Source organism: Holophaga foetida DSM 6591, assembly GCF_000242615.2.
GTDB classification, from domain to species: domain Bacteria; phylum Acidobacteriota; class Holophagae; order Holophagales; family Holophagaceae; genus Holophaga; species Holophaga foetida.
The window spans coordinates 94,424-115,130 of the sequence record NZ_KI912269.1; the positions used below are offsets into that span (position 1 = coordinate 94,424).

18 protein-coding genes and 1 tRNA gene are annotated in these 20,707 nt (G+C 64.0%); 11 read left to right on the forward strand and 8 right to left on the reverse strand.

Going from position 1 to position 20,707, the window contains the following annotated elements; genetic code table 11:
* Positions 1 to 143 precede the first annotated feature (143 nt).
* Together mazG and HOLFODRAFT_RS0215900 are read left to right on the forward strand one after the other, a co-directional pair.
* A complete protein-coding gene (gene mazG, locus HOLFODRAFT_RS0215895; protein ID WP_005033854.1) occupies positions 144 to 938 on the forward strand; it encodes a nucleoside triphosphate pyrophosphohydrolase in 795 nt (264 codons plus the stop codon).
* Positions 935 to 2,296: a bifunctional type I 3-dehydroquinate dehydratase/shikimate dehydrogenase gene (locus HOLFODRAFT_RS0215900; RefSeq protein WP_005033856.1), complete on the forward strand. Its 1,362-nt coding sequence runs from the start codon at positions 935 to 937 to the stop codon at positions 2,294 to 2,296. Before mazG ends, HOLFODRAFT_RS0215900 begins: the two co-directional genes overlap by 4 nt.
* 97 nt (positions 2,297 to 2,393) lie before the next feature.
* Here HOLFODRAFT_RS0215900 and uraA read toward each other — a convergent pair whose 3' ends face one another.
* Both uraA and HOLFODRAFT_RS0215910 read right to left on the reverse strand, forming a co-directional pair.
* Positions 2,394 to 3,686, reverse strand: a complete 1,293-nt coding sequence (gene uraA, locus HOLFODRAFT_RS0215905; RefSeq protein ID WP_005033859.1) for a uracil permease — start codon at positions 3,684 to 3,686, stop codon at positions 2,394 to 2,396.
* Between the two features lie 301 nt (positions 3,687 to 3,987).
* Positions 3,988 to 4,075: transfer RNA gene (locus HOLFODRAFT_RS0215910), tRNA-Leu, on the reverse strand.
* A 101-nt stretch (positions 4,076 to 4,176) separates the two neighbouring features.
* Here HOLFODRAFT_RS0215910 and tilS point away from each other — a divergent pair.
* The 7 genes from tilS (at position 4,177) to HOLFODRAFT_RS0215945 (ending at position 11,864) form a co-directional block, all read left to right on the forward strand.
* Complete coding sequence (tilS, locus tag HOLFODRAFT_RS23495) at positions 4,177 to 5,163, forward strand: tRNA lysidine(34) synthetase TilS (RefSeq protein ID WP_005033863.1); 987 nt, start codon at positions 4,177 to 4,179, stop codon at positions 5,161 to 5,163.
* 34 nt (positions 5,164 to 5,197) lie between these two features.
* Entirely contained in the window at positions 5,198 to 7,078 is a 1,881-nt protein-coding gene (ftsH, locus tag HOLFODRAFT_RS0215920; RefSeq protein ID WP_005033865.1) for an ATP-dependent zinc metalloprotease FtsH, read from the forward strand.
* A 1-nt stretch (position 7,079) separates the two neighbouring features.
* Positions 7,080 to 7,883 (forward strand): dihydropteroate synthase, encoded by an 804-nt coding sequence (folP, locus tag HOLFODRAFT_RS21815; protein WP_005033867.1) that lies wholly within the window; start codon positions 7,080 to 7,082, stop codon positions 7,881 to 7,883.
* A gap of 66 nt (positions 7,884 to 7,949) precedes the next feature.
* Positions 7,950 to 9,260 carry a phosphohexomutase domain-containing protein gene (locus tag HOLFODRAFT_RS0215930; protein ID WP_005033869.1) on the forward strand — a complete coding sequence of 437 codons (1,311 nt, stop codon included), beginning with the start codon at positions 7,950 to 7,952 and terminating at the stop codon, positions 9,258 to 9,260.
* 66 nt (positions 9,261 to 9,326) lie between these two features.
* The gene (locus tag HOLFODRAFT_RS0215935; protein WP_005033871.1) at positions 9,327 to 10,055 is read left to right on the forward strand and encodes a pyridoxine 5'-phosphate synthase; all 729 of its coding nucleotides are present in this window, start codon (positions 9,327 to 9,329) and stop codon (positions 10,053 to 10,055) included.
* A 17-nt stretch (positions 10,056 to 10,072) separates the two neighbouring features.
* Positions 10,073 to 10,894: a DUF4388 domain-containing protein gene (locus tag HOLFODRAFT_RS0215940; protein WP_005033873.1), complete on the forward strand. Its 822-nt coding sequence runs from the start codon at positions 10,073 to 10,075 to the stop codon at positions 10,892 to 10,894.
* 19 nt (positions 10,895 to 10,913) lie between these two features.
* Positions 10,914 to 11,864: a methyl-accepting chemotaxis protein gene (locus tag HOLFODRAFT_RS0215945; RefSeq protein WP_005033874.1), complete on the forward strand. Its 951-nt coding sequence runs from the start codon at positions 10,914 to 10,916 to the stop codon at positions 11,862 to 11,864.
* A 54-nt stretch (positions 11,865 to 11,918) separates the two neighbouring features.
* Here the strand turns inward: HOLFODRAFT_RS0215945 and HOLFODRAFT_RS0215950 are convergent, their stop codons facing one another.
* A complete protein-coding gene (locus tag HOLFODRAFT_RS0215950; RefSeq protein ID WP_005033877.1) occupies positions 11,919 to 13,148 on the reverse strand; it encodes a BaiN/RdsA family NAD(P)/FAD-dependent oxidoreductase in 1,230 nt (409 codons plus the stop codon).
* Positions 13,149 to 13,222: 74 nt separating this feature from the next.
* On the opposite strand from HOLFODRAFT_RS0215950, the gene purE reads away from it, so the two are divergent.
* Both purE and HOLFODRAFT_RS0215960 read left to right on the forward strand, forming a co-directional pair.
* Complete coding sequence (gene purE, locus HOLFODRAFT_RS0215955) at positions 13,223 to 13,720, forward strand: 5-(carboxyamino)imidazole ribonucleotide mutase (RefSeq protein ID WP_005033879.1); 498 nt, start codon at positions 13,223 to 13,225, stop codon at positions 13,718 to 13,720.
* Between the two features lie 10 nt (positions 13,721 to 13,730).
* Positions 13,731 to 14,540 (forward strand): NlpC/P60 family protein, encoded by an 810-nt coding sequence (locus tag HOLFODRAFT_RS0215960; RefSeq protein ID WP_005033880.1) that lies wholly within the window; start codon positions 13,731 to 13,733, stop codon positions 14,538 to 14,540.
* A gap of 16 nt (positions 14,541 to 14,556) precedes the next feature.
* On the opposite strand, the gene ggt is transcribed toward HOLFODRAFT_RS0215960, so the two are convergent.
* The 5 genes from ggt to HOLFODRAFT_RS0215985 form a co-directional block, all read right to left on the reverse strand.
* A complete protein-coding gene (ggt, locus tag HOLFODRAFT_RS0215965; protein WP_005033882.1) occupies positions 14,557 to 16,242 on the reverse strand; it encodes a gamma-glutamyltransferase in 1,686 nt (561 codons plus the stop codon).
* A 79-nt stretch (positions 16,243 to 16,321) separates the two neighbouring features.
* A complete protein-coding gene (locus HOLFODRAFT_RS0215970; RefSeq protein WP_005033884.1) occupies positions 16,322 to 17,278 on the reverse strand; it encodes an NAD(P)-dependent oxidoreductase in 957 nt (318 codons plus the stop codon).
* Between the two features lie 103 nt (positions 17,279 to 17,381).
* Positions 17,382 to 17,924, reverse strand: coding sequence for a hypothetical protein (locus tag HOLFODRAFT_RS0215975; RefSeq protein WP_005033886.1), 543 nt, complete (start codon positions 17,922 to 17,924; stop codon positions 17,382 to 17,384).
* A gap of 113 nt (positions 17,925 to 18,037) precedes the next feature.
* Positions 18,038 to 19,147, reverse strand: coding sequence for a uroporphyrinogen decarboxylase family protein (locus HOLFODRAFT_RS0215980; RefSeq protein WP_005033887.1), 1,110 nt, complete (start codon positions 19,145 to 19,147; stop codon positions 18,038 to 18,040).
* Between the two features lie 239 nt (positions 19,148 to 19,386).
* On the reverse strand, positions 19,387 to 20,496 hold the full coding sequence (locus HOLFODRAFT_RS0215985) for a uroporphyrinogen decarboxylase family protein (RefSeq protein ID WP_005033889.1): 1,110 nt from the start codon (positions 20,494 to 20,496) through the stop codon (positions 19,387 to 19,389).
* Positions 20,497 to 20,707: the final 211 nt, after the last annotated feature.

Here is a 20,707-nt window from a genome sequence, read left to right on the forward strand (position 1 = left end):
GGTATCTAGGTTGGGTTGTTGGGGGATTCTTCCCTGCACTCCGCCCCAAGGAGCGTGTCCCTGCGGTTCGTAGCCGAATAACCTGCATGGACACGTCCCTTGGGGGGTGACTGGATCCGGATCCGGCCGGTACACTGGAGCCTATGAAGCCGACCACTCTTCGCTCCATCATGACTGCCCTGAGGGATCCGATCACCGGGTGTCCCTGGGACGCCAAGCAGGACCACCAGACCCTTGCGGAGCACCTTAGGGAAGAAGTTGCGGAGACCCTGGATGCCCTGGCGGCCCATGAGATCGGCAACCCGGAAAGGGAGCGGCACCTATGCGAAGAGCTGGGGGATGTCTGGCTCCAGATTGCCTTCCACGCCCAGCTGGCCCAGGAGCGGGGCGCCTGGGATCTCCACGATGTGGAGCGCATGGCCGTTGAGAAACTGGTGAGGCGTCATCCCCACGTCTTCGCGGACGTGGATGTAACCGGTGCCGAGGAGGTGCTGGTCAACTGGGCAGCCATCAAGCAGGAGGAGAAGGCGGCCCTGGGTCAGGCCCCCCAGAAACGCCTGCTGGATGGAATCGCCCGGAGCCTCTCCCCACTGGACGAAGCCTTCGAGATCGGACACCGCTGCGCCAAGGTAGGTTTCGAGTGGCCCGACCTGGATGGCGCCCTGGACAAGGTGCGGGAGGAAATCGGGGAACTGCAGGCCGAGAGTGAGATGAACCGGGTAGAAGAGGAGTTCGGAGACGTGCTCTTCAGCTTGGTGCAGTGGGGCCGAAAGAAGGGGCTGGACCCGGACCGGGCCCTGCGTCGTCAATTGCAACGTTTCAAGAATCGCTTCAAGTCGGTCGAAGACATGGCCATGACCCATGGTGGCTGGGAGGCGCAGAACCTGGAGAGCATGGAGGCTTCCTGGCAGGCCGCCAAACGGAGTGAATCCCTGTGAGCGCACTGCCCTTCTACCTCGTCACCCTCTGTCACCCGTCCTGGGACGAGGCCCTGGCCTGTGCCCGGATCCTGCCACCGGAAGCCATGCCGGAATTGCGCCTGGATCTCTTCCCTGGCCTGGACCTGGAAGAGGCCATCCGGACCCTTCGCCGTCGGTGTCTTGTAACCTGCCGCCGGGTTTCGGACGGGGGACGCTGGCCCGACGAGGATGAAAGCGGACGCCAGGCCCTGATGCAGGCGGCCGCGGAATGCAAACCGATCTGGATGGACTGGGAGTGGGATCTGGCGGTTCCGGATTGGCTCCAGGAGCACAGAACCCATCTGCGGATCCTGAGAAGCGTCCATGTGAGCCCGGGAGTCTTCGATCTGGAGGAGCGCCTGGGCCAACTCCCAACGGGAGATGCCTTCAAGTGGGTCGGCCACGCTGGCCATCTTTCCGACAACGCACGCATCAAACCCATCCTCGCCTGGGCCCGGGATCGGCAAATTCCCCTTTCCGCCTTCCTCATGGGTGCCAAAGGCATTGCCAGTCGCTGCATGCAGGGGGCCTGGGGAGGTTCCTTCACCTATGCCGCCCCGGATGATGTCCCCCCCGCCGCCCCCGGCCAGCTGCCCCTGGGCACCATGCGGAGCTGGCGCTGCCACCGCTTGTCCCCGGCCTTTGGACTCTGCGGCGTCTTCGGGTCCCCCGTCCTCCACTCCCGTGGGCCCGCTTTCCACAACGATCGATTCCAGAAGGCATTCAAGGACCTGCTCTACCTTCCCCTGGAGTGCGATGGGGCAGAAGAGGCCATGGAGGCACTGGAGTCCCTTGAGATCCTGGGAGCCAGTCTCACCATGCCCCTCAAGGACAGCCTGCCGACACTCATGGGAGTGCCTGGCCCCCTGAACACCCTCTGGCGCCGCTTTCCAGGCTTCCCATTCTCCGTCGCCAACACCGATTCCGAGGCCCTGGAGTACAGCCTCCTTGAACTGCCCAAGGGGCCAGTACTGGTCCTGGGCAGCGGGGGGGTTGCCGGATCCTCAAGGACGGTCGTGGAAGCCATGGGCCGTCCCTGCCTGACCCTCTCCCGCCGGAACCCCATCCCCCCCCAGGAGGTGGCGGACTTCCAACCCGTGGGTGTCATCCAGGCCACCAGCCTGGGCATGAACCCAGAGGATCCCCTCCCCTTCCCCGAACACCTTGAAGCGGCCCTGCCAACCCTCCGCTGGGGGATGGAGTGGATCTACAAGGAGGAGACCGTATTCTGCGCCTGGGTGCGCCAGGGACGCCTCCGCCTGGTGGAGGGCAGCCGTCTCTTCGAGCTCCAGGCCCTGGCCCAGTCGAAGCGCTTCATCGAGGGCTGCGGGGGCTGAAGATCAATCTCACGCGGAGGCGCGGAGAAGCGGAGGAAAAGCAGGATCACTTTTCTTTCTCCGCGCTCTCCGCGCCTCCGCGTGGGTCCTTCTTTTCCTAGACGTCAGCCTCGATCTCGGGCCCCTCGTTGCTGATCCCGGCCTTGTCGAAGATCCAGAAGGCCAGACTCAGGATGATGGCGACAACCGTCCCGAGGGCCATGCCCTTGAGTTCCACGGTGCCGAGCTTGATAGCGGCGCCGCTGATGCCGCTGACCAGGACCACGCTGGTCAGCACCATGTTCCGGGGCTTGGTGTAGTCGACCTTCTTTTCCACCAGCATCCGGATACCGGCCACGGCGATGACGCCGAAGAGCAGGAGGCAGACGCCCCCCATGACGGGCACAGGGATGGCCCGGATGGTGGCAGCGATTTTGCCGGAGAAGCTCACCACGATGGCGATGATGGCGGCGCCCCTGATGACCCACACGCTGTAGACCTTGGTGATGGCCATGACGCCGATGTTCTCGCCGTAGGTCGTGTTGGGGGTGGCGCCAGTGAAGCCCGAGACGATATTCGAGATGCCATCCCCCAGGAGGGAGCGGTGAAGACCGGGGTCCTTCATCAGATCGCGGTCCACGATGTTGCCGGTCACCATCAGGTGCCCGATGTGCTCCGCCAGCACCACGAGGGCGGCGGGCATGATCATCATGATGGCCTGGGGATGGAAGGTGGGCTTGTAGAAGGTGGGCACCTGGAACCAGGGAGCGGCGGCGATGGCCGCCAGATCAACCTTGCCCATGATGAGCGCAAGCACAGTGCCGCCCACCACGCCGAGCAGCACCGGGATGACTGCCAGGAATCCCCGCAGGAGCACAGAGCACAGGATGGTCAGCAACAGCGTGACGATGGAGACGGTGATGGCCGAGCTGATCGTGAAGCTTCCACTGACCTTGCCGGTGAGCCCGGCCATATCGGCCGCCACCGGAGCCAGTTCCAGCCCGATGATGGCCACAATGGCACCCATCGCAGCCGGAGGGAAGATGACATCGATCCATTTGGTCCCAGCCACCCGCACGACCTGGCTCACGATCACAAAGAAGAGGCCGAAGGCGATGAAGCCGCCCTGGGCGGCCGCATAGCCGCCGAACTCGGGCTTGGCCATCACGGCGAAGACCGGTGCGATGAAGGCGAAGCTTGAGCCCAGGTAGGCAGGAATCCGCCCCTTGGCTATGAAGAGGTAGATCAGGGTGCCCACACCATTCATCAGCAGACAGGTGGCGGGATTGACCTTGAAGAGGAAGGGCACCAGCACCGTCGCGCCGAACATGGCGAAAAGGTGCTGGAGACTCAAGGGCAGGGTCTGGGGCAGGGACAGTCGTTCGTCGACCTGAATGGTTCGGCGCAGCATAAGAGCCTTTCAGAAAGGAGTTTGGATGGACCTTCGACCAGTCAAGCCCCTGCGCGTTCCAGGAACCCAGACGGACTCGTGACAAGAGGTATCGCTCCCATCATAACGATGAGCACCCACCCGAACCCGAGGAAATGCATCGCACTCCGCCCAGTCACCCCAGAGTGCTGAGTCCGAGGCACACGGCTCCGCGACCCCAAACGTAGCGAGGCTGAGGAGCACGGCTCCGCCGGGTTCCTCAGCCAGGGGGGCTCCGGGGGGGCGCCAGTCGCCTTGCGACTTGCGCCCCCCGGACAGTATCTGGTGCCGACGGCCGGACTCGAACCGGCACTAGGGGTTACCTAACAAGATTTTGAGTCTAGCGCGTCTACCAATTTCGCCACGCCGGCAGAGCAGCCAGCATAGCGTGAGCGCCAGGATTCTCCAAGCCCCGCTTGCATCCGACACCCCCCACCATTCACACTTGCATTCCCTTGCTCCCGGACTTCCCTTGAACCGCCAAGAAGCCACCTGGCTCCGACAGATCCAATCCCGCCGCGACGAACTGCCCGATGGCCGCGTATTGGTGGCCTGCTCGGGGGGCGGCGACTCCGTGGCCCTGCTGACCTTCCTGTGGAGCATCCGGCGCAATCTCGGACTCGAACTGGCCGTCGCCCACGCCAATCACGGCCTTCGCGAGGAAGCCGAAGGGGACGCCATCCTCGTGCGTCAGCTCTGCCGCGATCTGGACCTGGACCTGGCGGAAGTCCAGCTGAACGTGAAGGAGCACGCTGCCCAGGAGGGTCTGGGCCTGGAAATGGCGGCCCGGGAACTCCGATGGGATTGGCTGAGGTCCGAGGCGCAATCCTGCGGTGCCTCCATCGTTGCCACGGGCCACACCCTGGACGACCACACCGAGACCATCCTCATCCGCCTGGCCCGGGGCGGAGGCCTCGGCTCCCTGACCCCCCTGCCCCCCCGCCAGGACCTCCGCTGGTCACCCCTCATCGAGGTGAGGCGGGAGGATCTGAGAGCCTATCTTCGTCTCAAAGACATCCCCTGGCGGGAGGACGCATCCAACCAGGAACCGTTCACCCCCAGGAACCGCTGGCGGACCCTCTTGCCTGAGATCCGGAAGGAAGCCCCGGCATTGGACCATCACCTCTGGGAGACCCACACCCAGATCCGGGAACTCCTGGCCTACAGGAACGCCCAGGTGGCCTCCTGGCACGGCCCCCGCTGGTCCCTGGTGAAGGCCCCCCTGCCCGCCATCCGCTGGAATGGCTCCTGGTCCATCTCGGAACTGCACTGGGTCCTGGAGGCAGCCTTCCGGGACCTGGGTTGGCCCCGGGAAGCCCGCCACCTGCGGGATCTGGCGGACTGGCTGCTTCCTCACCTCAACCGTCGTCCCGGCAAGCCCAAAACCTGGGGTTCCTGGAATCTGACCCCTGAAATGACTGGGTGGATACTGCATCCCAGGACAACCGGGCTAGGATAGACTGTCATTTCGGCCCATTGCGCTGGAGGTCCATTTGAATTCCATGATGAAGAGTGCGCTGGTCTGGATCGGAATCATCCTCCTGGTCCTGCTGGCCCTGAAACAGATCCCCCAGAATGGCCGCACCGTGGAGATTCCCTTCTCCACCTTCTATGCCGAAGGCACGGAAGGCCAATACCAGAGCATCACCCTGACGGGCCAGGACCTCGAAGGCACCTACAAGACCCCCAGGAAGGGGGCCAACGGTGAAACCATCGAGAAGTTCAAGACCATCGCCCCTCCCCTCCAGAACCTGGGGCAGGCGATCCTGGACTGGAAGACCGAAGGCAAGCTCGGCGAGTTCAAGGCCGCCAAGCCCAGCGAGAACAACTTCGTCTACATCCTGATGTTCTGGGGTCCCCTCCTGGTCTTCGTCATCCTCTGGTTCGTCTTCATGCGCCAGGCCCAGATGGGCGGCAACAAGGCCCTCTCCTTCGGGAAGGCCCGGGCCAAGGGACTCAATACCAACGCCAAGCGCATCACCTTCGCGGATGTGGCCGGTTGCGACGAGGCCAAGGCCGAGCTTCAGGAGGTCGTGGAATTCCTCAAGGATCCCGCCAAGTTCGTGAAGCTGGGTGGCAAGATTCCCCGCGGTCTGCTGCTGATGGGCCCTCCGGGCACTGGCAAGACCCTCCTGGCCAAGGCCATCGCGGGCGAGGCGAAGGTTCAGTTCTTCAGCATATCGGGTTCTGACTTCGTGGAGATGTTCGTGGGCGTGGGCGCCAGCCGCGTGCGCGACCTCTTCGAGCAAGGCAAGAAGAGCGCCCCCTGCATCATCTTCATCGATGAAATCGACGCCGTGGGCCGTCATCGCGGCGCAGGTCTTGGCGGAGGCCACGACGAGCGCGAACAGACCCTCAACCAGCTCCTGGTGGAGATGGATGGATTCGAAGGCAACGAGGGCGTCATCCTCATCGCCGCCACCAACCGCCCCGATGTCCTGGATCCCGCCCTCCTACGCCCCGGGCGCTTCGACCGCCGCGTGGTGGTGGACCGCCCCGACCTCAAGGGCCGCACCGAGATCCTCAAGGTCCACACCGCCGAGAAGATCCCCCTCGCTCCCGATGTCGAACTGGAAGTCATCGCCCGGGGAACCCCCGGATTCGCTGGCGCCGATCTGGCCAATCTCTGCAACGAAGCCGCCCTCAACGCGGCCCGCAGCAACAAGAAGTGGGTCGAGATGATCGACTTCGAGAACGCCAAGGACAAGGTCTACATGGGCAGCGAGCGTCGCAGCCTCGTGATGACCGAAGAGGACAAGAAGGTCACGGCCTACCACGAAGCGGGTCATACCGTCGTGGCCGCCGCCGTGCCCCACAGCGACCCTGTCCACAAGGTCACCATCATCCCCCGGGGCCGGGCCCTGGGCGTCACCTGGCAGCTCCCGGAGCGCGACCGCTACAACACCACCAAGGACTACATGGAGAGCCGCATCTCCGTATGCATGGGTGGCCGAATCGCCGAAGAGATCATCTTCAACCAGCTCTCCACCGGCGCCAGCAATGATATCCAGCAGGCCACCGACATGGCCAAGGCCATGGTCACCGAATACGGCATGAGCTCCAAGGTGGGCCCCCTCAAGTACGGCGGGGGCGGTCAGGAGATCTTCCTGGGCCGTGACTTCACCCAGCGCAGCGACCTCAGCGAAGAGACCGCCCGCCTCATCGATTCGGAAGTCCACAACATCGTCATGAGCAACTACGAACGGGCCAAGAGGATCCTTTTGGAACGCCGGGATGCCCTGGTGCGCATCGCCGAGGCCCTGCTTGAGCGGGAGACCCTGGACGGTGGCGACGTGGCGATCCTCATGGATGGCGGCATCCTGCCCCCCAAGAGCATCTCCCCTGAGGAGCCCGCTGCCGAAGGCAACGCTTGACATGGTCTGGAATGCCGGTCCCGCCCCCCGCTACCTGGGAATCCTGAACCTCACCCCGGATTCCTTCAGTGATGGGGGGCGTTACTTTGCCCTGGAGGACGCGCTGGTTCAGGCCAGGCGCCTCGTCGAGGCGGGGGCCTCGATCCTGGACCTGGGAGCGGAAAGTACCCGCCCCGGGGCAGCCTACGTCTCTCCCGAAGCGGAGTGGCAGCGCATCGCCCCGGTGCTCGCCCGTCTCAGGACAGAGCTTCCCGGGATCCCCCTCAGCCTGGACACCCGCCACGCCTCCACAGCGAGACTGGCCCTCGCAAACGGCGTATCCATCATGAACGACGTTGCCGGCCTCAGGGATCCGGCCATGCTGGCCCTGGCCGTGGAGAGCGGCTGTGATGTGATCGCCATGCGGAACCGCATGGAGGGCAAGACATTTGTCATGCCCTCCTATGATGACCCGAGCCCCTGCACTGCGGAGACGGCCATCGGAGAGCTCCGGGAAGTGCGGGACCGCCTGCTCGCGGCAGGGATCCCCCGGGAGCGGATCCTCTTGGACCTGGGCTTCGGTTTCGGCACTTCGTATCTGGAGGACCTTGCCATGTGGGAGTGTCTGCCAACCCTTCCAGATCGCCTGGATTGGCCTGCGGAGGCTTTCTGCATCGCCATCTCCCGGAAGCGGTTCCTTTCCCGGATGGCCGGAACCCCAGAACTTCCGCCTAACCAGCGGGACGGCCTCACCGCCCAAGCCCATCGCTCGGCCATGAGTCTGGGCTACCGGGTCTTCCGAACTCACGCCTTGCCATCCGCCTAGTTATTAGGAAATCATATAGACTTCCACTCAATCCCAAGAATGGACTCAGCAAGGAGACCCTGGCGTATGGCATTGCACTATTTCGGAACGGACGGCATCCGGGGGCAGGCCCTGGTTTCCCCCCTCTCCCTCGAAGAGGTGGTCCGATGGGGCAAGGCCTGGGGAGAAGTGGCTCGAAGCCGGGGCATCCGCGAGATGGTCCTGGGCTGGGACCCCCGCAACAGCTCCGCCCCCCTCGCCGAGGCATTCGTCCAGGGGCTGGGGGACCAGTTGGAAATCCTGGTGCTGGGCATGGTGCCCACCCCCGCAGTGGCCTGGATCACGGCCCGTCGCCCTGCTGCGTGGGGCCTGATGATCAGCGCCAGCCACAACCCCCCGGAGGACAACGGTCTCAAGGGCTTCGATCACCAGGGAGAAAAGCTCTCCGAAGAGGACGAGGAAGCCGTGGAGCGCGCTTTCGGGGCCCTGGCCACCGAAGCTCTCCGGCCTGCCCCCCTGATCCCGGATCCTGAACCCGTTCAGGAGTATCTGGCCCACCTGGGCCCCCTCACACTGCCCAGGGAAATCCGCCTGGTGGTGGACTGCGCCCACGGTGCCACTGCCCCCTGGGCCCCGGCCCTGCTCCGGGGAGAAGGCATCACCTGGATTGGGACCCCCGAAGACGGGGATCGGATCAATGTGGGCGTCGGCAGCACCCATCTGGACGCCCTCAGGGCCAAGGTCTTGGAGACGGGCGCCATGGCCGGCATCGCCTTCGACGGCGACGGAGACCGCTGCCTCTTGCTGGATGGAGCGGGTCACCTTGTCGATGGGGATCAGATCCTCTGGCTCCTGGTCCAGGATCTTCAGGCCCAGGGCCACCGCATCCCAGGAGTGGTTGGCACCCTGATGAGCAACGGAGGCCTGGAAGAGGCTCTGCGTCGAACCAGGATCCCCTTCACCCGCACCCCGGTAGGGGACAAGCACATGCTTCGAGAACTGGCGCGATGCGGATGGGATCTGGCCGCCGAGGCATCGGGGCACATCATCCAGAAGCACCTTGGCCCCTCTGGAGATGGTCTCGCCACGGCCCTGGCGGTCCTCCACGCCCTCCTGACCCGCCCCGAGAACGAGCGCTGGTCCTGGCGCTTCCAGCCCTGGCCCCTCAAGCTGGTCAACCTCACCGCCAAGGCCCGGCGCCCAGTGGAAGCCTGTCCACACTTGATGGATTCGATGAAGAGCCTGGAGACCCTGCATGGGGACGCCCTGCGGATCGTCGTCCGCTGGTCCGGCACCGAACCCAAGCTGCGCCTGATGGTGGAAGCCCGGGAGACGACCCGCATGGAATCAGCCATTCACAGGTTGGAAGAAGCAGCTCGCGCGGATCTGGGTATCTGAAAGGACCAACCCTCGGCAAAGCCTGCTAACCTTGAATGGAATCAGGAATACAACGGAGAATCCCAGTTGAGCGTCCGTCTAGGTGTGAACATCGATCATGTGGCCACGGTGCGTCAGGCACGGGCCACCCGGGATCCAGAGCCGGTCACGGCCGCGCTCATGGCCCAGAATGCCGGTGCCCATGGCATCACGGTCCACCTGCGCGGTGACCGCCGTCACATCCAGGACCGGGATGTGCGCCTCCTCAAGGAGGTGCTCTCCGTCCCCCTCAACGTCGAGTGCGCCGCCTCCTCCGAGATGCTGGAGACCCTCATCCCCATGCGCCCTGACTGGGTGACCCTGGTGCCCGAGACCCGTGAGGAACTTACCACCCAGGGAGGCCTGGACGCGATTTTCCTCCAGGCCCACCTGAAGCCCATCATCCGGGAGCTCCGCACCTCGGATATCCGGGTCAGCCTCTTCATCGACCCCATCGCCGATCAGGTCACCATGGCCAACCGCCTCGAGGCCGATGCCGTGGAGTTCAATACGGGGGTCTATTCGGATCTTCCCCGCTCTGCGGACCCCAAGGTCGAACTGGAGCGGATCGCCAAGGCCTCCCGTCTTGCCGGCAAGCTGGGATTGAGGGCCCTGGCAGGACATGGCCTCAACCTCCAGAATGTGCGCCTCATCGCCGCCATCCCCGAGATCGAGGAATTGAACATCGGCCACAGCATCATAGGAAGGGCTGTGCTCGTCGGAATCGATACCGCCGTCCGGGAGATGATCAACGCGATTGCCGAGGCGCGCTCGTGATGAGGGAGGGGCGATAGATGTCCCATCTCCGGGGAAGCCTGCAGAGCATTGCGCTTTCCGATGTGCTGCAGCTTCTGCACGTCAACCGGAAGACCGGGAAGCTCTTCGTCACCCAGGATCAGGACAAGGGCATCCTCTTCGTGCGCAACGGAGAGGTCATCCACGCAGAGATGGGGGCACTCACCGGGGATGCGGCGGCCTTCGGTGTCCTGGAATGGGAGAAGGGGCTCTTCGAATTCGCCACCCCTGCCTTCAACTGCCCCACCACCATCAACCGCTCCCTTCCGGATCTGCTGATGGAAGGGGCGCGCACCTGCGATACACGTCGGCGATTCCGCAGCATCTTCCCCAACCTGCGGGCAGTGCCCTGGGCCCATCTCCAGGGCCCAAAACTGGCGCAGGGCATCAAACTCTTCCCGGAGGATCACCGCGTCATCCCGTACCTGGACGGATACAGCTGCTTCAGCGAGGTCATCGCCACAAGTGGCGAGAACGAAGTGACTGTCTGCCAGACCTGCATGACCCTCCGGGACGCGGGACGCCTGGAGGTATTCGAACCGGAGCGGGAATTCAGGGTTGCCCTTCTCAAGACCGGCCTCTTCCGGAAAGCTGGCCATGTCGAGCTCTCGGCGGATCTGGAGATCTTCTGGTCCACCATGGGACCAAGTCGCCACAACCCGATCCACCGGGTAAGGATCGCCTGGCCCGGGGGCGAATCCGTCCAGACTGTGCAATTCGTCGGCCACGACAACTACAAGACAGTTGCAGTGCCCAAGGATCTCATGCAAGCCTGGGGGATATCCGAAGGCAGTTCCGTCAAAATCAGTCCCGCGCCTTGAGCCCGTCTGGGAGAGCACCATGGAGAACCTGGAACCAGTGGAAGCCGTGAACCCCGCCCCCTCGAGCGAAATCGAGCCCGATTCCCTCCTCAAGGAGTTCCGGGAGCATAGCGAGGCCCTGGACAGCCGCCTGGATGCCCTCCTGGAAACCATCCAGTCCATCCGCGGGGAGCTTCAGAACTCCGCCCAGAACAACTTGGTGCGCCTGGCCCAGGCCGCACAGGACATGATCAACGGCCGGGTCTACCAGCAGATCGATCTCCAGGCCAAGGGCGAAGTCGGCACCCTGGTGGCCAGCCTGAACCAGACCATGGCCAACCTCCAGCAGCTCGACGCCTCGGTGAAACATCAGAGCACCCAGGTGCCGGAGCTGGCCGCTCAGCTCGACGCCATCACAGCCGATACCGAAACGGCCACCCAGGAGGTCATGAATCGCCTGGACACCCTGATGGCCGCCGCCGATGACGCCAGCCGGGATTTCCGGGAGGCAGCCAAGGCTCTGGAGCAGACCCAGAACACTCAGCAGCGCTTCCAGGAGCAGATCGACGGGTTCCTGACCCGGGCCAGCCAGGGCGAAAACCCCACCGTCGTGGCCCAGGAGGTGCTGGACTTCCTCTTTGAGCACCAGACCACCACCAAGCTGCCTCCGGTGGATCTCCAGGCGGGGATGGGCCAGCTCCAGATCATCTCCGACGAATCCTTCGAGATCCTGAACACCCTGCAGTTCCAGGACATCACCCGCCAGAAGGTGGAGAAGGTGGTCCTGCTCCTCAAGCAGTTCCGGGAAGGCCTCAACCGCCTCCTGATCATCTTCAAGATCGATGAGCCCGAAGAGGGGAAGTCCCCCGAAGTCTTCGAGCACCGGGCCGTCGCCACCCAGGACAAGATCTTCGATACCTCCATTGAGGCCGATGGGAAGAAGGAGTCCGTGGATGACATCATCGCCCAGTTCAAGAAGGCCCAGGGCTGAAGGGTTCACGTGGAGACGCGGGGTGCGCGGAGAAAGAACAACCGACGACGCCAGCTATGAAATGTCTCCTGCCAGGTACCCGGTACTGAAGGCCGCCTGCAGATTGTAGCCCCCCACGGGACCGTTCAGGTCCAGCAGTTCCCCACAGACCTTGAGGTTATCCCACCCCCGGACCAGCAGGTTCCGGGGGTCGATCCTTTCAAGCCCCACCCCGCCGGCACAGACTTCGCCGCGCTCCAGGGCCACGGGACCCGGCTCCCCGAGGGGGAATTCGCAGAGGAGAGAAACCAGGGCACGTCGCTCCGGTCGCGTCAGGCCCTTGAATCGGGTGTCCGGATCCACCCCGGCCTGCCCGCAGACCTTTGCCACCAGACGCTCCGGCAGGCGGCGCTTGACCCAGTTCCCCAGGCTCAGGTGGGGATTGACCCGCTGGAGTTCAAGGAGCTCAGCCTCCAGAGCCGCTTCATCGCCCCGCCCCAGGAGGTATCCCAGCCAGGGGCGCCCCCGGCGGCGAGCCGTCTCCACGGCCTCGCTCAGTTCGAGGGCGGCGGGGCCCGTGATGCCCTTCCGGGTGAAGAGGACGTCTCCGGCGAAAGTGGCAAGGCGTTTTCCACCGTCTCCCTCCCGGAGAACCAGACTCCCCTCACGGAGAGGCACGCCTTCCCATTCGGGCCGGGCCACCATCAGGGGGATGGGGGCCAGGGCCGGGAACCAGGATCGCCCCCCGACCCCAAGGCTCTTCAGCCAGCCCAAGGCCTCCCCACGGGTACCGGTTTCGGGGTAGCTGGCCCCGCCGGTAGCCAGGATGAAAAGGTCAGCTCGCAGCAGTTCACCCGAGGCCAGGACCACCTGCTTCAGGGTCGGGGCCTGCCCCTCCAGGGCGGCCACCCGAGCCCCGGTGCGAATCTCCGCACCCGAATGCCGGACCAGGCTCTCCAGGGCTTCCAGCACCTGGAGCGCCGAGCCCGGGTCCTTTGGAAAGACCCGCCCATTCTCCCGCACATAGGTCTCAACCCCCTGACGCCGGAAGAGTTCCCGCACATCCCCGCTGCCGAAAGCGTGCAGGGCCGGACGAAGGAAGCGGGCCTGATCCGGTGGGAAGGCGGACAGGAGTTCCCTCACACTCCCCTCGTGGGTCAGGTTGCACTTGCCGCCCCCGCTCAGGAGAAGCTTGACCCCAAGGCGGGGATTCCCCTCCAGGAGGCGCACCTTGTGCCCCCGGCAGGCGCCCCTCCAGGCGGCCACCAGGCCGGAAGCCCCTCCCCCCACCACGATCACATCCACGTCGCCCCCGATTGGAAGAAGCCCGATTCAGCTAAGCTATAGCCTTGGCAACACAGCCACGACACGGAGATATTATGGCGGAACACCCCCTCGTCGGCATTCTGATGGGATCCAAATCGGACTGGTCCACGATGCAGGAGTGCGCGAAGACCCTGCGCCAGCTCGAAATCCCCTTCGAAGCCCACGTGGCATCGGCCCACCGGACCCCGGAGAAGGTCCTGGACTACTGCAAGAGTGCCGAGGACCGGGGCCTCAAGGTCATTATCGCCGCCGCCGGTGGCGCAGCCCATCTCGCCGGCGTCTGCGCCAGCAAGACCCACCTGCCCATCCTGGGGGTTCCCATGAAGGGCTGGGCCACCGAAGGCATGGATGCCCTCCTGTCCACGGCCCAGATGCCCGCGGGCATCCCCGTCGCCACCCTGGCCATCGGCAAGGCCGGTGCCATCAACGCAGCCATCCTGGCCACCCAGATCATCGCCCTCTCCGATCCCGCCACCCGGGAGCGCCTCCTCACCTTCCGCGAGTCCCAGAAGCAGAAGGCCCTGGCCGACGACAACCTGGAATTGGACTAACAGGAAGGCCGTGAGAGGCATCCTGCTGCCCTTGGTATCGGCAGCCTGCATGGCGGCCCAGCCCACCTTTGCCACTGCCAAGCGGGCGTTGCCGGTCTTCAACAGCATGGCTGCCGCCGCCAGCAGAGTGCCCCTCAAGCCCGACGCCTGCGGCCAGGTTCGCTCCCTGGAGTTTCTGGCGCTGCCCGATACGGCCTTCATTATCGTCGGACAGGCCGACCCCCCAGAGGTGCTGGAGGTCACGACCAGCGACTATCCCACACCACCGGAACTCAGGCTCTACGTGTCCCGGGACGCCTTGCGGCCCATCCCGGCCCAGCCCCCTCAGCGCGCACGCACCCGCCCCAGGCGGGAGGTGGTGCTGCAAAGCCTTTGCACGGCGCAGCAAACCCCCTATGTCTGGGGAGGAAACCTGCGTCAAGGGGTGCCTCTGGGTGATACGCTCGGGGCCTACGCAGGCCTGGACTGCTCAGGATTGCTCTACGAGGCCACAGGGGGATTCACGCCCCGGAACACGGGCGAACTCGTCCACTATGGGAGCGCCGTACCCATCCAAGGCCTGGGCCGGGACCAGATCATCGCCCGCCTGGAACCGCTCGACCTGATCGCCTGGAAGGGCCACGTCATCATCGTGCTGGACCGGGAAACCGTGATCGAAAGTCGGCTCCCCTGTCAGGCTCCCGGCCGCCATGGGGGCGTCATGACGGCACCCCTACGACAGCGCCTGGACGAGGTCATGGCGCAGCGCAGCCCGGCGGATGCTTGGCCCGCCGGGGAAGAAGGACTTCCGCTGTTCGTGGTCAGAAGGTGGTTGGAGTAGCGCTCAGACCAGAACGTCAGTATGCCAGCGCCACCCCTTCACGCCGGTAATCGCTGATGGCGAGATAGCCGTCGGAAGCCAAGTAGACACCGTGGACATCGGAGATGAGCTCGTTCTTGTCCTTCACGGTGTAGCCCAGGTCTTCCAGGGCCTTCAATAGGTCAGGACGGTCGAAGTTGGGCTCGTGGGACAGCTTGTCCGGCCAGGCCTGGTGATGCATGCGGCTCAGGCCCAGGACCTCCCGAGGATCCACGCCGTGGAGGAGGGTGGCCGCCAGGACCTCCCCCATGGTGGTGGGGATGGTGGGCCCACCGGGCGTGCCCAGGACCGACTCCACGGCATCCCCCACCGTGACCATGAGGGGGGCCATGTTGCTCGCTGGGCGCTTGCCGGGGGCGAAGAGATTGGGACGGCTGCCCACGACACCGAAGTAGTTCTCCTTTCCTTCGGCGAAGGAGAAGGAGTCGATGCTGCCGTTCAGGAGGAAGCCCGCTCCTTCGACGCTCCACTTGGAGCCGTAGCGCAGGTTCATGGTGTAGGAGTTGGAAACGGCGTTCCCTTCGGCATCCACCACCGCGAAGTGGGTGGTGTTCTTGCCGTTGGGGCCCTCCTGTGAAGTCCCGTCCCCCATAAGGGCCGCCAGTTCACCGCTGGGGGTGTCCCGACGGGGGTTGATGAGGGAGAAGAGGCGATGACCGGATTCCCGTTCCAGAAGGCCGCGGTATACGGCATTGTCCGCTAGGGGGATGTCCCCCAGGTAGTCCCCCCGGTGGAGGAAGGCCATCTTCCATGCCTGGACCACGTGATGGTGGTAGGCGGGGCTGCCCCAGGGCAGGGCCCGGAATCCGGGCTGATCGAGGATGTTCAGGATCTCCAGCACCATGGCACCGCCGCCCTCAGGGGGCACGGTCCAGACCTGTCGGCCGCCCACCTCGAGGCTGATGGGGGCCTGCTCCCGGACCTCGTAGCCCGCCAGATCCTCCCAGGCCAGCAGGCCGCCGTTGCGGGAGAGATCCTCCAGGATCTGCTCGGCGATGCGCCCCCGATAGAAGGCGTCCGCCCCCTCCCGGGCCAGGGTCTCCAGGGTCTGGGCCAGGTTGGGATTGTAGATGAGCTCTCCGGCCTTCCAGGGCTCGGCCTTCACGTAGTTCCGCTTGGATTCGGGGGATACCGCCAGCTTGGGAGCCAGGCGGTTCAGACACTCACACTCGTACTGGGTGACCACGGCCCCTTCCCTGGCCTGCCTGGCGATGGCCAGGAGCAGGTCCGAGGCCTTCAGGCGCCCGTGGCGCTGCTGGAGCATGAAGAAGGCCTTGACCGTGCCGGGGGCGCAGACCGAGGCGGGACCGAAGGCGGTGCGATCGGGGTCCGGATTGCCATCGGCCTGGAGGTAGTCCTCCCGCTTGGCTCCCCTGGGAGCCTGTTCGCGGTAGTTGTAGACCCGGGGGGCATTCCCCTTCTCCTTGTAGACGAGGTACCCGCCGCCGCCGATGTTGCCGGCCTGGGGATGGAAGACCGCCAGGGAGAAGGCCATGGCGAAGGCCGCGTCAAAGGCGTTGCCACCGTCTTCCAGGACTGCGATGGCCAGAGCCGAAGCATCCTTGGAGACGGAAGCGACCGCACCCTTTCCCTGGGCCACGGAAAGGTTTCTGGGTCCCACACTGGAGGTGGCCACGCGGAAGTCGCTGTATTTGGTGCTCAAAACGGGTTCCTTTCTTGCCGACGGCCAGGGCCGTCCATCTCCATTCTAATCAGCCTGGGCGCTTCTCCCCCCCGGACGGTCAATTGACCCCATGGATCGGGTCGCCCTGCAGGTAGGCCGCGATCGTCTCCACCACTTTGCCTACCAACCGCTGCCGGGTTTCGCGCCTGCGCCAGCCGATGTGGGGGGTGAGAAGGACATTCTCCATCCGGAAAAGGGGATTGTCCGGCTCCGGGGGCTCGGGATCCTGCACATCCAGCCCTGCCCCGGCGATGACACAGTTCTGCAGGGCCTCGATCAGGTCAGCCTCCAGGACCAGCCCCCCCCGGGAGGTGTTGATGAGGAAGGCCGTGGGCTTCATCATCAACAGGCGTTCCCGGTTGATCAGGTGCCTGGTGTCTCCATTCAGAGGGCAGTGCAGGGTCAGGTAATCGCTGGTCCTGAGCACGTTATCCAGGCTCTCGAAGCCTATCCCCGGGTGGGCTTCAGGCCTCGGCGTGCGCGTGTGGACCAGGATCTCCATGCCCAGGACCTGGGCGATTCTGGCGGTCTGCTGGGCGATGGCCCCGAAGCCGATTACTCCCAAGGTCTTGCCCCGGAGTTCCGCCAGGGGAACCTGGACCGCCTTCGTGAAGTTATCGAAGTTCTGGCCATGCAACATCTGCAACTGCCGGGGCAGCGAGATGCTCAGGTTGAGGATGAAGGTGATGGCCAGCTGGGCCACCGCCTCCGTGCTGTATTCCGGCACATTGCAGACCAGGATGCCCCTCTGGCGGGCGGCGGCGATATCAATGTTGTTGTAGCCGGTGCCCGCTTCGCAGATCAGCTTGACCGAATCAGACAGGCCCTCGATCAGGGCTTTGCCCAGGGGAAGCTCCTTGCAGATGAGCACCTCCTGCCCGGCAGCCCTCTCCAGGATCTGGTCCGGACGGCTGCTGGAGAAGGAGGTGTAATCCACGAGGCTGGCGAGGGCCGAGAAATCCAGGTCCTGGTGGAAGTCCAGCTTTTCGGCATTGAGGAAGCAAGCCTGGATCATCGGAAACTCCTGTGTGGAGTTCCCATTCTACTGCCGTCCGGGCCCACATTACCGGACGGCAAAGGCCCCGCGGAAGCGGGGCCTGGGCAGGAAGCCGGGGGGGCTACTGGATGCGGATGTCGTCCACCATGGCATCCAGGCTTCCGGGGGTGTTGCGCCCGAAGGCCACAGCGGTCAACTGGGCGGTGTCCACACCGAAGGAAGCCAGTTCAAAGGTGTATTCCTTCCACTCGGAGCCCACCTGGACGGTCTTGCTGTAGGGACGCACACCTGTGGCATTCTGGAACAGGGCAACCTCGACGGCGCCATTGCCCTTGGCCCGGAAGCTGAGGGTCTTGGCCTGGGACAGGTCCGCAGCCCGGAAGGGGGTGGCACTGAAGTAGTGCATGGCACCGGCGAAGGGGTCGATCTGCCGGAAGGGATCCCGGGTGTTGCTCTGGACGGAACCGATGATGCGCAGGGCGTTGTTGCCTCCGTCCGCCTCGGCCGCCACGGAGACGAAGGAGGAGCCGAGCAGCTGCTCGCGATCCGAAATGGCGACCCAACCCTGCTCCAGGGTGGGGGCCTCCTGCTCGAAGTTCCAGGTGGTGGGCTGGGCGGCGGAAAGGGAAAGGGTGAGAAGGGGAAGAATGAACTGCTTGAACATGGGTGCTGCCTCCGGAATCCACTATCGGGGTCCGGGGGCAGCTCGTGTAAGCACCGTTCACGAACGGTCAGCCTGGACATCCGATCGGTTCCCCAGACTTCCGGACCGGAGCCCTACTTCCCGGTCACGGCCGACAGCATGGCCTTGAAGTTCTCGATCTTCGTGTTGTAGGGCGTCGTGCAGCCCGGCGCCAAGATGAAGCCCCTGGAGCCCATATCCCGGATCAGCTTCGTGCAGTGGTTGTAGACATCCTCGGGCCTGCCCAGGGCCAGGAGCGCTGGCGGCACATCCCCCTTGATGCACATGTGGCCGTCCAGGTGCTGCTTGAGTAGGCGGACATCCGTCACGCTATCGGAGGCGAAGACGCACCTGCCCCTGGGCAGTTCCTTGAATCGCTCGATGTCGCGGTTCCAGTCCCCATCGAAGTGAAGATTGACGAAGGTTCCGGTGGCAGCGATGGCGTTCACGGTCTGGAGCACATAGGGCCAGACGAACTTGTTCCAGAGCTTGGGAGAAAGGAAGTTGCTGGAGCCCCGCGCCACCCCCAGGAAGGCGCTGAAGGGTTTGGCCTGCTTGATGATCCCCAGGGTTTCCTCGATGGTGTCCGCCACCATCACATCCATGACTTCCTTCACCTTGTCCGGCATCCGGTAGAGGTCGGTCATGAACTTCGCCATGCCCCGGCCCCCGGCAAGGGGATCGAGGGGAATATTGGGGAATACCCCTGAGTATTCAGGGATGCCCGCCTTCCGGCAGCGCTTGCCTGCGATGATGCCCGCCAGGATGAGCTGGAGCTTCTGGTAGCCCCCGAGCCCGAGGCGCTGCTTGTAGTAGTCCTGCTTGAATCGCTTCCAGCCGACCTTCAGGATGCGATCGTAGTCGGCTTCCGTGAGGTTCTCCTCCTCCACCACCTGCCAGAGGGAACCCTCCGGCAACTCATCCCCGGCCAGCTTGACCTTGGAAAGGGTGGAAGCCGCCACCCAGTTGGGCACAATGGCCCCGACCTCGATCATGTCCAGCTCAGGGAAGTCCTTCACCGTCTGCAGGATCAACTTGTTGGAATGAAGCCCGCTGTGGGAGAACTTGGCCATGGAGCCCTGGGTATAGGTGGCGGCCCAGGCATCGATCCAGGCCATCACCGGCACCCGGTCAGGGGTGCCCAGGGTGACGGCCTGCGTAATGCGGTTCAGACGTTCCTGATAGAGCTCCTGCGAGGACTTCATGGATCCGATCCTTTCGCGCTGGGCCGCAAAGCAGGGCAGTGAAATCACAGCCCTGCGTCGTGCCGATAGGTTGGGGAAGTTGCCAAGAGCCTACCGCAGGTCCCCAAGGCACAGCCCAACAAATGTACTCATGGGCATATGAGTACATTTATAGAGGCTACCTTTTCGAGAGATAGCCCTCAACCAGCGCATACGGATGGGCGAGGCACCCTTGGAGGGGTGCCTCGGTTCAAGAGCGTTTACTGCCCGGTGGCAGCGGCGATCATGGCCTTGAAGTTCTCGACCTTGGTGTTGTAGGGCGTGGTGCAGCCCGGGGCCAGGATGAAGCCCGTGGGGCCGATGTCCTTGATCAGCTTGGAGCAATAGCTGTAGACATCCTCAGGCTTGCCCAGGGCCAGAAGGGCTGGCGGGACGTCGCCCTTGATGCACATGTGGTCGCCCAGGACTTCCTTGAGCTTGTATACGGAGGTCACGCTGTCGGAGGCCCAGATGCACTTGCCCTTGGGAAGTTCCTTGAAGCGCTCGATATCCCGGTTCCACTCGCCATCGAAGTGGAGGTTCACGAAGGTCCCGGACTCCACCATGGCGTTCACGATCTGCACCACATAGGGCCACACGAACTTGTTCCAGAGCTTGGGCGAAAGGAAGTTGCTGGATCCACGCGCCACCCCCAGGAAGGCGGAGAAGGGCTTTGCCTGCTTGATGATGCCCTTGTTCTCCTCAATGATGTCTATGACCATGATGTCCATGACTTCCTTGAGCTTGTCGGGCATCCGGTAGAGGTCGGTCATGAACTTGGCCATGCCCCGCCCCCCGGCCAGGGGGTCCAGGGGAATGTTGGGGAAGGCGCCGGAGAGTTCTGGGAAGCCAGCCTTCTTGCAGCGCCTGCCAGCGATGATGCCCCCCAGGATGAGCTTGAAGGTATCGTAGCCCCCCCAGCCCAGGACCTTCTTGTAGTATTCCTTCTTGTAGGCCTTCCAGCCGATCTTGAGGATGCGGTCGTAGTCGGCTTCCTGGAGGTGATCCAGCTCCTCCACCTGCCAGAGGGAGCCCTCCGGCAACTCCTTGCCCGCCACCTTGACCGTGGAAAGGGTGGCTGCGGCCACGGCTCTCGGGAGGGCGGCCCCCACCTCGATCATGTCCAGTTGCGGGAAGTCCTTGGCGGTCTCCAGAATGAGCTTGTTGGAATAGAGGGCGCTCTGGGAAAGCTTGGCCATGGAGCCCTTACGGTAAGTGGCCGCCCAGGCGTCGATCCATGCCATGACCGGAACCCGATCCGGCCTGCCCAGGGTGACAGCCTGGGTCATGCGGTTGAGGCGTTCCTGATAGAGCTCCTGGTTGGATTTCATGGATCCGATCCTTTCAGACGAGTTAGACGCAGACACAGCGAGAGCACACCTTAGCTCTTGCGAGGCGCCAGAATATTAAGGTGGGTTGACGACACTTTATCGTATGCAACCTGCCATTAATGCATCAAATTAATCAATGGGGTCACAAGTACATTTATATTCATTGACACACATGAAAATAACTCAACAATCCATCAAAGATTACCAACAG

Excerpts from the sequence above, each read along its gene's own strand:
- mazG (WP_005033854.1), top strand. The coding sequence starts at position 144 with ATGAAGCCGACCACTCTTCGCTCCATCATGACTGCCCTGAGGGATCCG.
- uraA (WP_005033859.1), bottom strand. The coding sequence starts at position 3,686 with ATGCTGCGCCGAACCATTCAGGTCGACGAACGACTGTCCCTGCCCCAG.
- folP (WP_005033867.1), top strand. The coding sequence starts at position 7,080 with ATGGTCTGGAATGCCGGTCCCGCCCCCCGCTACCTGGGAATCCTGAAC.
- HOLFODRAFT_RS0215930 (WP_005033869.1), top strand. The coding sequence starts at position 7,950 with ATGGCATTGCACTATTTCGGAACGGACGGCATCCGGGGGCAGGCCCTG.
- HOLFODRAFT_RS0215940 (WP_005033873.1), top strand. The coding sequence starts at position 10,073 with ATGTCCCATCTCCGGGGAAGCCTGCAGAGCATTGCGCTTTCCGATGTG.
- HOLFODRAFT_RS0215945 (WP_005033874.1), top strand. The coding sequence starts at position 10,914 with ATGGAGAACCTGGAACCAGTGGAAGCCGTGAACCCCGCCCCCTCGAGC.
- purE (WP_005033879.1), top strand. The coding sequence starts at position 13,223 with ATGGCGGAACACCCCCTCGTCGGCATTCTGATGGGATCCAAATCGGAC.
- HOLFODRAFT_RS0215970 (WP_005033884.1), bottom strand. The coding sequence starts at position 17,278 with ATGATCCAGGCTTGCTTCCTCAATGCCGAAAAGCTGGACTTCCACCAG.
- HOLFODRAFT_RS0215975 (WP_005033886.1), bottom strand. The coding sequence starts at position 17,924 with ATGTTCAAGCAGTTCATTCTTCCCCTTCTCACCCTTTCCCTTTCCGCC.
- HOLFODRAFT_RS0215980 (WP_005033887.1), bottom strand. The coding sequence starts at position 19,147 with ATGAAGTCCTCGCAGGAGCTCTATCAGGAACGTCTGAACCGCATTACG.
- HOLFODRAFT_RS0215985 (WP_005033889.1), bottom strand. The coding sequence starts at position 20,496 with ATGAAATCCAACCAGGAGCTCTATCAGGAACGCCTCAACCGCATGACC.